18 protein-coding genes and 1 riboswitch are annotated in these 13,823 nt (G+C 40.6%); of the genes, 5 read left to right on the top strand and 13 right to left on the bottom strand.

What is annotated here, in order from left to right:
- Nucleotides 1-151: 151 nt before the first annotated feature.
- Together H8692_RS02570 and H8692_RS02575 are read right to left on the bottom strand one after the other, a co-directional pair.
- Nucleotides 152-925: a basic amino acid ABC transporter substrate-binding protein gene (locus H8692_RS02570; RefSeq protein WP_177267682.1), complete on the bottom strand. Its 774-nt coding sequence runs from the start codon at nucleotides 923-925 to the stop codon at nucleotides 152-154.
- 111 nt (nucleotides 926-1,036) lie between these two features.
- Nucleotides 1,037-1,594, bottom strand: coding sequence for a hypothetical protein (locus tag H8692_RS02575; protein WP_177267683.1), 558 nt, complete (start codon nucleotides 1,592-1,594; stop codon nucleotides 1,037-1,039).
- Between the two features lie 140 nt (nucleotides 1,595-1,734).
- Here H8692_RS02575 and H8692_RS02580 point away from each other — a divergent pair, with 140 nt between their 5' ends.
- The 5 genes from H8692_RS02580 to H8692_RS02600 all read left to right on the top strand — a co-directional run bounded on the left by H8692_RS02580 (nucleotide 1,735) and on the right by H8692_RS02600 (nucleotide 5,734).
- A complete protein-coding gene (locus H8692_RS02580) occupies nucleotides 1,735-1,938 on the top strand; it encodes a helix-turn-helix domain-containing protein (RefSeq protein ID WP_177267684.1) in 204 nt (67 codons plus the stop codon).
- 84 nt (nucleotides 1,939-2,022) lie between these two features.
- Nucleotides 2,023-2,244 carry a helix-turn-helix domain-containing protein gene (locus H8692_RS02585; RefSeq protein ID WP_177267685.1) on the top strand — a complete coding sequence of 74 codons (222 nt, stop codon included), beginning with the start codon at nucleotides 2,023-2,025 and terminating at the stop codon, nucleotides 2,242-2,244.
- 122 nt (nucleotides 2,245-2,366) lie between these two features.
- On the top strand, nucleotides 2,367-2,600 hold the full coding sequence (locus tag H8692_RS02590; protein WP_177267686.1) for a hypothetical protein: 234 nt from the start codon (nucleotides 2,367-2,369) through the stop codon (nucleotides 2,598-2,600).
- The gene (locus tag H8692_RS02595) at nucleotides 2,601-4,094 is read left to right on the top strand and encodes a sodium:solute symporter family protein (RefSeq protein WP_187524937.1); all 1,494 of its coding nucleotides are present in this window, start codon (nucleotides 2,601-2,603) and stop codon (nucleotides 4,092-4,094) included. It begins immediately after the preceding gene.
- 11 nt (nucleotides 4,095-4,105) lie between these two features.
- Nucleotides 4,106-5,734: an amidohydrolase gene (locus H8692_RS02600; protein WP_187524938.1), complete on the top strand. Its 1,629-nt coding sequence runs from the start codon at nucleotides 4,106-4,108 to the stop codon at nucleotides 5,732-5,734.
- Nucleotides 5,735-5,831: 97 nt separating this feature from the next.
- Here the strand turns inward: H8692_RS02600 and H8692_RS02605 are convergent, their stop codons facing one another.
- The 11 genes from H8692_RS02605 to secY form a co-directional block, all read right to left on the bottom strand.
- Nucleotides 5,832-7,451 carry a Na+/H+ antiporter NhaC family protein gene (locus tag H8692_RS02605; RefSeq protein WP_177267689.1) on the bottom strand — a complete coding sequence of 540 codons (1,620 nt, stop codon included), beginning with the start codon at nucleotides 7,449-7,451 and terminating at the stop codon, nucleotides 5,832-5,834.
- 104 nt (nucleotides 7,452-7,555) lie between these two features.
- A riboswitch (Lysine riboswitch) is annotated at nucleotides 7,556-7,730 on the bottom strand.
- A 28-nt stretch (nucleotides 7,731-7,758) separates the two neighbouring features.
- On the bottom strand, nucleotides 7,759-8,100 hold the full coding sequence (gene rplQ / locus H8692_RS02610) for a 50S ribosomal protein L17 (RefSeq protein WP_177267690.1): 342 nt from the start codon (nucleotides 8,098-8,100) through the stop codon (nucleotides 7,759-7,761).
- A 27-nt stretch (nucleotides 8,101-8,127) separates the two neighbouring features.
- A complete protein-coding gene (locus H8692_RS02615; RefSeq protein ID WP_177267691.1) occupies nucleotides 8,128-9,075 on the bottom strand; it encodes a DNA-directed RNA polymerase subunit alpha in 948 nt (315 codons plus the stop codon).
- 47 nt (nucleotides 9,076-9,122) lie between these two features.
- Entirely contained in the window at nucleotides 9,123-9,710 is a 588-nt protein-coding gene (gene rpsD, locus H8692_RS02620) for a 30S ribosomal protein S4 (protein ID WP_177267692.1), read from the bottom strand.
- 20 nt (nucleotides 9,711-9,730) lie between these two features.
- Entirely contained in the window at nucleotides 9,731-10,129 is a 399-nt protein-coding gene (gene rpsK, locus H8692_RS02625) for a 30S ribosomal protein S11 (RefSeq protein ID WP_147592646.1), read from the bottom strand.
- Nucleotides 10,130-10,144: 15 nt separating this feature from the next.
- A complete protein-coding gene (gene rpsM / locus H8692_RS02630; RefSeq protein WP_177267693.1) occupies nucleotides 10,145-10,513 on the bottom strand; it encodes a 30S ribosomal protein S13 in 369 nt (122 codons plus the stop codon).
- 231 nt (nucleotides 10,514-10,744) lie between these two features.
- Nucleotides 10,745-10,858 carry a 50S ribosomal protein L36 gene (rpmJ, locus tag H8692_RS02635; protein WP_147592648.1) on the bottom strand — a complete coding sequence of 38 codons (114 nt, stop codon included), beginning with the start codon at nucleotides 10,856-10,858 and terminating at the stop codon, nucleotides 10,745-10,747.
- A gap of 13 nt (nucleotides 10,859-10,871) precedes the next feature.
- A complete protein-coding gene (gene infA, locus H8692_RS02640; protein ID WP_147592649.1) occupies nucleotides 10,872-11,093 on the bottom strand; it encodes a translation initiation factor IF-1 in 222 nt (73 codons plus the stop codon).
- A 16-nt stretch (nucleotides 11,094-11,109) separates the two neighbouring features.
- Nucleotides 11,110-11,862 carry a type I methionyl aminopeptidase gene (gene map, locus H8692_RS02645; RefSeq protein WP_177267694.1) on the bottom strand — a complete coding sequence of 251 codons (753 nt, stop codon included), beginning with the start codon at nucleotides 11,860-11,862 and terminating at the stop codon, nucleotides 11,110-11,112.
- 2 nt (nucleotides 11,863-11,864) lie between these two features.
- Entirely contained in the window at nucleotides 11,865-12,509 is a 645-nt protein-coding gene (locus H8692_RS02650) for an adenylate kinase (protein WP_187524939.1), read from the bottom strand.
- Nucleotides 12,510-12,543: 34 nt separating this feature from the next.
- Complete coding sequence (secY, locus tag H8692_RS02655; RefSeq protein WP_177267765.1) at nucleotides 12,544-13,821, bottom strand: preprotein translocase subunit SecY; 1,278 nt, start codon at nucleotides 13,819-13,821, stop codon at nucleotides 12,544-12,546.
- Nucleotides 13,822-13,823 lie beyond the last annotated feature (2 nt).

Raw genomic sequence — 13,823 nt, forward strand, 5'->3', positions numbered from 1 at the left:
GTTCTGCCATCTGATTCGGCAGCAGACTTTTTGAAGCTTTGAAAATATCAAAAATGATATCTCCTGTATGATAAAAAAAACGACCTTTGGCTGAACCGACAGCCAAAGGTCGACTGAAAATCCTTTTTATAATTTCCGTTTTACAGCCTTGCTATTTATTGAACCATTCATCTACAAGTTCATCAAATGTTCCGTCTTCTTTGATATTTTTAAGACCTGCATTAATCTTTTCCAAAAGCTCATCATTACCTTTTTGTACCGCAAATCCATAATTTTCAGCATTAAGAGCATCTCCGACCATTTTAATCTTGTCAGTCTGTTTCTTCATATAAGCCTCTGTTACAGGTTTATCATTAATAACAGCGGCAACATCTCCATTGATAAGCTGCATCATAACTGTGTCAAGACCATCTAATATTACAGCTTCCTTTATCTTGCCTTCTTCTTTAAGTTCCTTTACCTTCTCAGCTCCTGTAGTTCCTGTCTGAGCCGCAACCTTCATGTCAGAAGTAAGATCATCTATACTTTTTATAGTATCATTGTCCACTGTTACAGCAACATATAGCTGAGATTCATAGTATGCATCACTGAAATCCACTTCTTTCTGCCTTTCAGGATCATCTTTGTTCATACCTGCTGCGACGATATCGATATTCCCGGCTTTCAAAGCAGGCACAAGCCCGTCAAATGACAGATTTTCAAACTCAACGTCAAAGCCCTGATCTTCTCCGATAGCTTTTATAAGATCCATATCAAGTCCTACGATATTCTGCTCGTCATCAGTAGTATCAAACGGTGGGAATGTAGGTTCAGTTCCAACTTTGTATACTACTGTATCTCCGCTCTCCTTATCACTGCCGCCGCATGCTGACAGAGAAAAAGCGAGAACCATAACAAGCAAAACCGCCATTATACTTTTTTTCATCTTTAGTTCTCCTTCTACATATTTTTCGTATTATTTACATTACCTTATAATTATACACATATTAAGAATAATATTCAAGAATTAATTATATCCGTTTCCCCCGCCTTGATATCACATTGTTTTAAACATATCCCTCATAAATTTCAAAGCATCGGAAAACCCCCTGTGATACGCAGCTTTGCCGTATTCCGCTCCTTTTTCCGTTTTCATAAACAGCACGTCTTCTATCATCTCCCACTGTTCTGAGGTGAAATTTTCCTTATCTAAACCGCTTACCTTTTCATCTGTCTTATCACGATACGTTTTCTCTATATCCGGTTTCTTTTTTCTCTCAGAAATATTTAAAATACTCTCCATATCTCCATCAGAGTGCTTCTTATATCCCTGATCCATATTCTTATACAGCTGGAATCCAGCCATCACCCCCGACTCAAAATACACATAGTCATGTATCGCCGCAAAATCCGTTATTATGTTGAGAAGCTCATCATCATTCCTGTCAAGCTCCGGGTACTTACGTTCCAGCTCCAGCAATATATCGTCGTAGGACTCTTCGATCTTGCGGTCATAATTATCTACCATTTCTCCTCCAGAATCCGTACCGTAAATCAAAAATGCCATCAGATTTTCGATTTTTATCTTTTCAAACAGTCCCTTTAGTTCTGACATTATCTCTCCTCTTTTCCGGAAAATTTCCCTATATAATGCAAATGCCGCGGATATCTCATTATACTCGAATATTCATACATTTTCAATATCCGAGCATAAGTTTACAATTATTTAAAAGCTACATGGAAAGGGAAACAATTATGATTAGCTATGCTCCACTATTCAAAACCATGTCTGAAAAGAACATGTCTTCTTATGCTCTTTTCAAAAACGGCTTTTCAAAAGCCACTTATTATTCCATTCAAAAAGGAAACAGTGTCAGTACCAACACCATAAATCAATTATGCAAGATACTGGACTGTTCGGTTTCCGATGTCATGGAATACATAGATACCGACCAGTGAGAATTCATTCGGAATATATGCGTGTATTTTCGTACATGTTTAATTTCCGAGTATACGGTTATAATAAACTCATGAGGTGTATCTATGATTAGTTATAAACCATTATTTAAAACTATGCAAGAAAAAAACGTCAGTTCTTATGAACTTGCAAAACGTGGATTCTCACGTTCCACATATTACGCAATAAAACACGGAAAGAGCGTCACAACCAATACGGTATCTCAGTTATGCTCTATTTTGGAATGCGGAGTATCTGATGTGATGGAGTACATCGATGAATGTGATGATGACGAGTCTGATAAATAGACATATTTTTTTGCTTAATTTATGTGACTTCTTTTTATAATTTCCTAAAGTATTTGAAGTCTCCCTTTTAAAGTTTTAAAATAAAATTAAAGATATCATTGATTTATAAGGGAGATTCACAGATGAAAGAAAAAAAAATGAAAAACTGGGTCATAGTAAGACCCAGAAAACCAAAAGAATGGATAATATTCATTCTCATGGTGGGAAGTATTCTTCTCACAATTTCACCTATCGTAAATGTATTTAACAAGCCTATTGTTTTCCTCGGACTTCCGCTGATGTTCTGGTTAGCTATAGGTGCTCTCATCATTGTCATAATAGTACTCAATATTGCATACAGATGGGGGGTTCATTAAATGACATTCATATCTGCATGGGGACCCTTTATCATCACCATTCTCTATACGATTACAGCCTGTATACTGGGTTATAGCGCCAAAGGAAAACTTGATATGGATAAAATGGAAAACTGGTCTTCATCAGGAAACACGATGGGGGTTATCGTCATGATTTTCCTTACAGGTGCAGGAAATGTCAGTTCCTATACTTTTCTCGGGGCTCCCGGCTGGGGATACAGCCGCGGAGTAGCATGTCTTTATGTAGTGGTCTATATGGCATTCATCGTATATGCTTGCTATCTTATGTCTCCCAGAGTTACACGTCTCGCACTCAAAAGCGGGTACAGAACTCAGGCTGAAGGTATCGGTGCCAGATTCGAATCGCCTTTTTTGCGAATTTTATGCGGCATAGTAGGCGCCTTCGCAGTTATCGGCAATTCTCTGGTTCAGGTAATAGGCTCCGGAAATATTCTCAACGTAATGAGCCATGGCGCTATACCATTATGGCTGGGAGAGTTGATAATCGTATCAGCCATAGCTTTCTATGTTTATAAAAGCGGCCTCAGAGCCATCGGATGGACAAATGTGCTTCAAGGTGTAATGATGTTCTGTCTATCTATATTAGTGGGGCTTTTTGTCGTATATACAGCGATAGGAAATCTCAATATAGCTGAAGCATTCAAAACGCTGCAGGAGACTTCACCTCAGTATTTAACTTTGCCGGGTGCCATGAATAATTTTCCTCCCATATACTGGACTACATCAATACTTATAAGTGTCTTCTCCTTCTGGCCCCAATTCTGGGTATGGGCAGCCGGAGCAAAAGATGAAGATACTGCCAGAAGACAATATCTATATGTACCTATATTTTATTTTGTTATGATACCTATGATGATCGTAGGTTTGGTATGTGTCTTCGCTTATACGGAATTCAGCGGTGATTCAACAGATCAAGTAGCCCTGCAATATTGCCTTGACAAGCTTCCCTGGTGGATGGCAGGACTGCTGGGTGCCGGAATACTGGCTGCATCTCAGTCATCAGCCGAACCACAATTTCATACGAGTACATTTACAATCACTCACGATGTCATAACACCTATTGCAAAACTTTCCCCTGAAAAGGAAGGACGACTCCAAAGAAAACTTCTTCTTATAGTCATTTTTTTCATTGCCTTTCCTCTCTCAGTAACTAATCCGGGAGAGCTTGTAAACATACTTCTGGTTTGTTACGGCTTCATCGGGCAGCTTTTTCCGTGTATGTTAGGTGTACTATGCTGGCCGAGAGCCACAAAAACAGGGGCTATAGCCGGATTAGCGGCAGGCGTGTTGGTCGTGGCACTTTTTAACATAGTGTGGCCCAATCCACTTTATGTACACGCAGGTATATGGGGCCTCTTAGTAAATCTTCCGGTTTTCATTGTAGTAAGTTTATTTACAAAGCCTGCTTCAGAGGAGACATTACGTAAATTTTTCCCCGATTACATTATGGATCAGCTTTATGAGGAAGTTTAAGGAGGGATTCAATGAACAGATCGCTTTCAATGTATGCAGATATAATACTAAAGAATGGTATTGTGATAACTGTTGATAAACATAATTCGATATGCGAAGCAATAGCTATAAAAAATAACAAGATAGTATATATAGGAGATAACTACGAAGTAGAGAAGTGGCATGACAATAATACAAAAGTCATAGATCTTAACGGCCGAGCTCTTCTGCCGGGTTTTATAGATTCTCATATGCATCTTGGAATGACAGGGCAAAATGCTGCTGTAATCATAGACTGCAACAGTAATAACGTATCCACTATAAAAGGTATACAGGAAAAAATACATCAAGCTGCCTTAAAAACCCCTAAGGGAAGTTGGATCAAAGCAACTGGATATGAACAAAGTAAACTTGCAGAAGGCAGACATCCTACGAGAGATGATCTTGATGAAGCTGCCCCTGACCATCCTGTACAACTGACAAGGTGCTGCCTTCATATGGGCGTCTATAACACGCTTGCTCTCAAAGCCGGAGGAATAACCGGTCCCGAAATGTTTTCCCCCGGAGAAGTAGTCATAGACGAAAACGGACGAATGACAGGACTTCTTAAAGAAACTGCCTGTACTTATATGTGGGATAAGGTAATATATACAAAAGAAGAATACATGAGGTCTTTCAAAGCCGCTAATGATATTCTCTTGAGCTACGGAATTACAAGCATGCACGATGGCAGTTTCTACGGTGAAGAAACTATCGGACTTTATCAGGAAGCGTGCGAAAAAGGTCTGATAAAAGTGCGTATGTACAATCTGCTCTATCATGCCTACGGCAAAACAAAAACTATAGAATGGATAAATAAATTCATAGCTACAGGTATCAAAGGCGGTCTTGGCAATGAAGCTTTCAGACTGGGTCACGTTAAAATACTGATAGACGGAAGTACCAGTGGACCTTCTTGTGCTACTACAAAGCCATACAGTCATAATCCCCATTTAAAGGGAATTCAATTATATACGCAGGAAGAATCAGACGACATTATCATCAAAGCGCATAATGCCGGATTCAATGTATCAGCCCATGCAGTAGGAGATGCAGCAGTGAATGTCATACTTACTTCTATAGAGCGGGCAATGGATCAAAATCCCCGACCTTGCAGACATAGAATAGAACACTGCGGAATCATCGATGAAAATCTGCTGAAAAGAATAAAAAAAGCCGGCATAGTACCTGTGCCGAATCCGGGATTTTTCAACGAAAATGCTGAAATATACATCAAATATTACGGTGATCGTGTAAACTATATGTTTCCGTTAAAATCATATATTGATAACGATATCATCGCTGCGCTCGGATCAGATTCTCCCGTAATCAATGCTAACCCTATGATAGGAATATACGGCGCCATGACAAGAGCTGATAAATGCAGCGGTATGATAGCCGGCGCCGGACAATGCATAGGTATAATGGATGCCATAAGAATGTATACTTATAACGGTGCCTATGCTTCTCTTGAAGAAAACATCAAAGGAAGCCTTGAACCCGGCAAACTTGCCGATATGGTAGTTTTATCCGAAAATATATTGGAAACCTCTACAGAAAACATCAAATCAATTAAAACAGATATGACCATACTGGATGGAAAAATAGTATACGAAAGATAAACCAGAAAAAAACTGATCTTTCGGAACATTACCGAAAAAGATCAGTTTTTTATTATGCAAAATTATCTATCGTTACTTTTCTGATTTTCTTAAGGCTTTATGCCTGAATGCTTTCTGTCTTAAGAGGTTTCTGCGTCTTCTTAATAACGACAAGCACGACAACGAGAATCAGAAGTCCCGCAGGAAGTGATATCCAAGCGCTTCTGGTAAATCCTGCTATTATATATGTAACAAATGAAATAGCTGCTACTGTCATAGCATACGGAAGCTGCGTAGTAACATGTGCTACATGATTGCATCTGGCTCCGGCACTTGACATGATGGTAGTATCCGAAATAGGCGAACAGTGATCTCCGCATACTGCTCCCGCCATGCAGGCTGAAATCGAAATAATCATGAGTTGCGGATCATTGCCTTGGAAGACTTCTACAACAATAGGAATAAGTATTCCAAACGTCCCCCATGATGTTCCCGATGCAAAGGCAAGAAAACATCCTATGGCGAATATTATAGCCGGCAGTAAATTCATAAATGATCCGGCAGCAGATTCTGTAGCCACTGATACAAACTCGGCAAGGCCTAAACTGTCTGTCATGGATTTAAGCGTCCATGCCAGCGTAAGTATCAATATAGGCGCTACCATGGCCTTAAATCCTTCAGGAATACAATCCATGCTCTCTTTGAATCCAAGAACTCCCCTTGCCATATAAACTATAACTATGATTATAAGAGCAAATATACTTCCAAGCGACAATCCTACAGATGCATCACATCCAGAGAAAGCCTCCACAAAGCCCGTACCGCTGAAAAATCCACCAGTATAAATCATACCCACAACGCATGATATGATCAAAATGATAATAGGAAGAACCAGATCTATAACTTTTCCGTCTTTCCTGTGAGACGCTTTATCGGTTGTAAGTGCTTCTGTATCATCAGCTTTCTGTTCCTGTATTTTATCAGCGTACTCTCTCATTTTTGCATAGTCAAACTTCATCCCAACAATCAGGAACATCATTGCTATCGTCAAAAGCGCATAAAAATTAAACGGAATTGCCTGAATGAACAGAGTAAAACCATTCTCTCCCTCAACAAAGCCTGTCACTGCGGCCGCCCATGATGATATCGGAGCTATGATACACACAGGTGCAGCTGTAGCATCTATAAGATATGCAAGCTTTGTACGATTTACTCCGTTGGCTTCTGCCAAAGGAGACATTACGCTTCCTACTGTAAGACAGTTAAAATAGTCGTCTACAAATATAAGAATTCCTAATACTATAGTAGCAAGCTGAGCTCCTGTTTTCGTTTTTATCCTCTTGCTGGCCCATACGCCAAAAGCTTTCGATCCTCCTGATTTATTGAGGAGAGCGACTATAACTCCCAGGATAACAAGGAATACTAATATCCCCACATTATATGCATCTGACAGAGAACCTACTATACCGTCACTGATAACATGTGTCAGCGTTCCCTCAAAACTTCCGGCATAAAGAACTCCTCCTATAACTACTCCTATAAACAATGAACTGTATACTTCTTTGGTGATAAGTGCAAGCAGTATAGCTGCCACCGGCGGAACTATCGCCCACGCAGTAGCATACAAAGCAGGTTCCTCTGCCCCTGCCTCTTCTGCAAAAGCAAACATCGGACATATCATTATAAGTGATGTGACAAGCATCACTATCCGAGCCGCTCTGTTTCTAAAACTCTCCATTTTTTCCTCCAGATATTAGTGCGTTTAATATTATTATTTTATAAAAAATACCATGAACATTGTATTAATCAATATCCATGGTAAAGAAAATCCATTATGGGATCTCCATGGATAGCTCTCCACTTATGTGACAGTCCGCCGCATATTCTGCGGCGGCCCAGAAGCCAAGGCCGGGGACCAAAACTCCTTCGGCGAAGTTTCCTTTCATTTATCCAATATACCAACTCCCTATGTCAGATCGAAAAAATTACTGATAAACTCCGCGCCTCTATCCTGTTATTTTAAAATTTTATTCTGTCATATATGACTAAACTAATTCCAAGAATGCCATTTCAGCATTGTCTCCCTGTCTGGGTCCAAGCTTGAGGATTCTTGTGTATCCACCCTGTCTGTCTTCGTACTTCGGTGCGATTTCATCAAACAGTTTAGCTACTACAGTTTCGTCGTATACATATGCCAACACCTGTCTTCTGGCGTGGAGATCTCCACGCTTAGCAAGTGTTATCATTTTTTCTGCCTGTCTTCTGGCTTCTTTAGCTCTGGTATCGGTAGTTGTTATTCTGCCTTCTCTAAAAAGATCAGTTACCAGATTTCTCAACATCGCTTTTCTGTGAGCTGAAGATCTGCCTAATTTTCTATATCCTGGCATCGCTGTATCCTCCTATATTATTTTATCTTATTCGTCACTCTGTCTGAGGCTTAGATCTAATTCTTCAAGTTTATGTTTAACCTCATCCAATGACTTTTTACCCAAGTTTCTAACCTTCATCATGTCTTCTTCGCTTCTGTGAGTAAGTTCCTCTACAGTATTGATTGCCGCTCTCTTGAGGCAGTTGAAAGAACGAACTGAAAGTTCCAGCTCCTCGATAGTCATTTCAAGTGCCTTTTCTTTCTGATTTTCTTCCTTTTCAACCATGATTTCCATGCTTTCGGTAGAATCGGTAAGTTCCACAAACAGACTTAAATGCTCCTGCATAATCTTTGCGCCTATCGACACTCCTTCACTTGGGGTTATAGAACCATCTGTCCAGATTTCAAGGATCAACTTATCATAGTCGGTCACCTGTCCCACTCTCGTATTCTCCACCGTGAAGTTTACCTTCTTTACAGGTGTGTAAATCGAGTCTGTAGGTATTACTGATATAGGTGTATTCTCATCCTTATTCATATCAGCGGGAACATATCCTCTTCCCCTTGCCAGATTAATCTCCATTATGAGCGTTGCATTCTCTTCAAGCGTAGCGATATGAAGATCCTGATTAAAGATTTCCACATCTGAATCCCCCAGAATATCCGCAGCGGTCACTTCTTTAGGTCCTATAGCATTGATGAGAACTCTCTTTGTATTTTCACCGCTAAGCTTTATTGCAAGCTTTTTGAGATTGAGAATAATTTCAGTAACATCCTCTTTTACTCCCGGAATGGTAGAAAACTCATGAAGAATACCATCGATCTTGACCGAAGTAACGGCAACGCCCGGAAGTGAACTCAAAAGAATTCTTCTCAGGCTGTTTCCAAGGGTAGTGCCATAGCCTCTCTCAAGAGGCTCTACTACGAATTTTCCATAATTGGAATCTTCGTCTGAAAATATACATTCGATTGTTGGTTTTTCGATTTCTATCACTCAAAACCCTCCTTTTCATTCCAAAACTGTAACGGTCAGTCAATGGATTACTTGGAATACAATTCGACGATTAAGTGTTCTTCTATTGGCGTGTCTATCTGTTCTCTTGTAGGATCAGCGAGAACTGTTCCCTGCAGCTTTTCTCTGTCAACAGTGAGCCACTGAGGAATCCCTACAGTCATATCCTTGATCTCCTGGAACTTAGGTGAGCTTACGCTCTTTTCCTTAACCTTGATCACATCTCCCGCCTTTACCTGATAGGAAGGAATGTTCACTTTTTTACCATTTACCGTGAAGTGACCGTGAACAACCAGCTGTCTTGCTTCTCTTCTGGTCAATGAAAGTCCCATTCTGTAAACTACATTGTCCAGTCTCTTCTCCAGCATAATCAAAAGGTTTTCACCTGTGATACCCTTTTTCTTTGATGCTTTTTCAAATGTATTTCTGAACTGTTTTTCCTGAACTCCGTAAACGAATTTTGCTCTCTGCTTCTCGCGAAGCTGAAGGCCGTATTCGCTCATTTTTTTCATGCTTTTCTGAGGAGCTCTCTTTGACTCCTTAAAAATACCCAAGTGACTTGGATCGATCTGAAGGGATCTGCATCTCTTCAAAATAGGATCTCTGTTTACTGCCATAATCGTTTTCCTCCCCTCTATTAGACTCTTCTGCGCTTAGGCGGTCTGCATCCATTGTGCGGTATCGGCGTGATATCTTTAATCATCGTGATTTCAAGACCTGCAGTCTGAAGAGCTCTAATAGCTGCTTCTCTGCCGGATCCAGGGCCTTTTACATAAACTTCTACTGTCTTTAACCCGTGCTCCATAGCTCCCTTTGCAGCTTCTTCAGCAGCTGATTGCGCAGCAAACGGAGTTGACTTTCTTGAACCCTTGAAGCCCAGCGAACCTGCGCTCGACCATGAGAGGGCATTTCCTGCCATATCAGTCAGGGTCACCAATGTATTGTTAAAGGTAGCCTGAATATGAGCCTGGCCTTTTTCAACATTTTTACGTTCTTTTCTTTTCTTTCTAACAGCCTTTTTTACAGCTTTAGCCATATCAATCTACCTCCTTTACTTCTTCTTTCTTCCTACAGTCTTTTTAGGACCTTTTCTTGTTCTGGCGTTTGTCTTGGTCTTCTGACCCCTTACAGGGAGACCTCTTCTGTGTCTGATCCCTCTGTAACATCCGATCTCCATGAGTCTCTTGATGTTCATATTGACATCTCTTCTGAGATCACCTTCCACCATGTAATCGGATTCAATAACTTTTCTGATCTTACCGGCCTCATCTTCTGTGAGATCTTTTACCCTTGTGTCAGGGTTTATTCCGGTCTTTTCTAAGATTGTTCTTGAAGTCGCCCAGCCTATACCGTAGATATAGGTGAGACCTGCTTCGATTCTTTTTTCGTTTGGTAAGTCTACACCGGCTATACGAGCCATATTTTCCTCCTATTCCCATCTTCCGTCACGTATCCACACCGAAGACTTATGTCGGCGGTCGTAATATAAACGGGATGTTCTTTTATGTTACACATATATTTATATGGAAAAAATATCTATGCTTATACATAAAATGTATACACAAACTATTTTTTCTATAAACCTTGTTTAGTTAAAAGCCACTGCCTTACAATCAGGCATTCTTTTAACCCGATAGAAATTCTTTTTCTTTTAGCCCTGTCTCTGCTTATGCTTAGGATTTTCACAGATAACCATTACCTTGCCTTTTCTCTTGATTACCTTACACTTTTCGCAGATAGGCTTTACGGAAGCTCTGACTTTCATTTTAATCCTCCTTCTACGCTTTGCCTCTCCATGTGATCCTGCCTCTGGTAAGATCATACGGTGATAATTCTACTTTCACCTTATCCCCGGGGATAATTCTGATATAATTAGTTCTTATTTTACCGGAAACATGTGCTAATACTTTATGCCCGGTTTCAAGTTCTACAATGAACATTGCGTTAGGTTGCGCTTCAATTACCTTACCTTCCGCTTCTATGACATCCTTCTTCGCCATTTTTAACACCTCGCTTTTAGTCAGCCAAAGTGAGCAATTCAGGCTCACCATCGGTTATAACCACAGTATTCTCATAATGGGCTGACAGCTTACCGTCCAAAGTAACTACAGTCCAGTCATTAGAAAGAGTCCTGACATCATATCCGCCTTCGCATATCATAGGCTCGATAGCAAAGACCATACCTTTTGCAAGTCTCGGACCTCTCCCTGCTTTGCCGTAATTAGGAATCTGCGGTTCTTCATGCATATTCTGTCCCACGCCGTGTCCTACGAAATCCCGTATCACAGAAAATCCTTCGCTTTCTGCTTTAGTCTGGATTGCATGAGAAATATCTGACAGCCTGCAACCAACCTTGCAAAACTCAAGACCGGAAAAAAAACTGTCTCTCGTTGCATCTATGAGCTTCTGCGCGATATCACTTATCTGGCCTACACCATACGTTCTCGCAGCATCGCTGACATATCCTTTATAAGTAGATCCTACATCTACGCTGACGATGTCGCCTTCTTTAATGATTCTCTTCTTTTCAGGAATACCATGCACAACTTCATCGTTTATCGATACACATGCGCTGGCAGGAAATCCGCCATACCCTTTAAAGGTAGGTATCATTCCGTTTTTTCTTATAGTGTCTTCAACAAATTTGTCTATATCCGCGGTAGATATGCCGGGTCTGATGAAACTTTCAAGTTCTTTCAGAATAAATCCTGTCACCTTCCCCGACTCTCTCATCAAATCTACTTCCTGATCCGATTTAATAATAATCATGCTTACTCACCTAATATATCCACTATAGCATTGAATACGTTTTCCAGACCTATCGTACCGTCTATATGTGATATGTTTCCGGCTTTTTCATAGTAATCTATGAGCGGTTTGGTTTCGTTATTATAAACTTCGATCCTGTTGGCAGCTGTCTCCTCATTGTCATCAGCTCTCTGAATAAGGGGTGCCCCGCACACATCGCAGATACCTTCAACTTTAGGAGGGATGTTCACAACATGGAAGGATGCTCCGCAAGTCTTGCAGACTCTTCTTCCTGTGAGCCTTATCATAAGCTCCTCTTTATTTACATCTATATCCAGAACATGATCTATCTTCTTGCCCTGTCCGGCAAGAAATTCATCAAGCTTTTCAGCTTGAAATACTGTTCTCGGGAATCCATCAAGAAGAAATCCGTCTTTGCAGTCATCCGCTTTGAGTCTGTCTGTAGCGATCTCTACCACCAGTTCATCGGGAACCAATTCACCTTTATTCATATATTCCTGGGCTTTCTTGCCAAGTTCAGTACCTTCCTTGATATTAGCTCTGAAGATATCACCTGTTGATATATGAGGAATATTGTATTTCTCGATTATCTTGGCTGCCTGGGTACCTTTTCCGGCTCCCGGAGGGCCTAATAATATTAAATTCATACTTACTACCTCCACTAATTCTTTTAAGGAATATTTATTTTAAGAAACCTTGATAGTTTCTCATTACCATCTGCTGCTCCAGCTGTTTCATAGTATCCAGAGCTACCCCTACCGCTATCAGAAGTGACGTTCCTCCAAAGTGGAAATTAAGTCCTCCCAACTGACTCACTACTGTAGGCAGGATAGCAACTGCTGCCAAGAACAATGCTCCTACAAAGGTAATTCTTGTCATAACTCTGTTTAAGTATTCAACCGTAGCCTTTCCCGGTCTTATACCAGGTATAAATCCTCCGTTTGCTTTCATATTCTGAGCTACTTCCAAAGGATTGAAAGTCACAGATGTATAGAAGTAAGTGAAGAAGATTATTAAAACTATGTTAAAAATCGCATATACCCAAACACCCGGTGTTCCTGTAGGAGAAAGCCATTTTTCAATCCAAGCCGCAGCACCGCTGTCACTGTCCATAAAGTACGTAATTGTAAGTGGAAATTGTAGGAATGACATAGCGAATATTACGGGAATAACACCTGCCTGATTTACCTTAAGCGGAATATGAGTGGCCTGCCCCCCATACATCTTTCTTCCCACAACTCTCTTAGCATACTGAACCGGGATTCTTCTCTGACCTTGCTGAACTTCTATGATGCCTACGATTACCAGAACGCAGAACAGCACGAATATTATCAGTGTAACGATACTCATGCTGCCATCCTGTAACTTTACCCATATTTCTTGGATAGCAGCAGGCAGTCTTGAAACTATTCCTGCGAATATTATCAACGATATACCGTTTCCGATACCGTATTCGTTTATTTGCTCACCCAACCACATCAGGAATGATGTTCCTGCTGTAAGCACCAGAACTATCACGGCTACCGAAAAGACGTCGGTGCTGATAAGAGCCTGTCTGAAGAGCCCTATCGAAACACCTATCGCCTGTATGATCGCCAGAACAACCGTAAGATAACGAGTATACTGAGCAATTTTTTTTCTTCCTTCGGTTCCCTCTTTTGCCAATCTTTCCAGTGAAGGGACGGCTATTGTCAAAAGCTGAAGAATGATGGAGGCCGTAATATATGGCGTGATACTTAACGCAAATATAGTAAAGTTACTGAATGCGCCTCCCGAGAACAGATTAAACAGAGCAAAAAGTCCTGTTTCGCTATCAAAGGTTTGGGCAAGAATCTCTCTGTCAATTCCCGGAACGGGGATCTGGGAGCCTATTCTGAAAATCAACAGCATAACAAGCGTAAATATGATTTTCTTCCTGATATCAGGAATATTCCAAGCTTTAGCGACTGTTCTGATCATCT

The sequence above is a fragment of the Lentihominibacter hominis genome, from assembly GCF_014385065.1.
Taxonomy (GTDB): domain Bacteria; phylum Bacillota; class Clostridia; order Peptostreptococcales; family Anaerovoracaceae; genus Lentihominibacter; species Lentihominibacter hominis.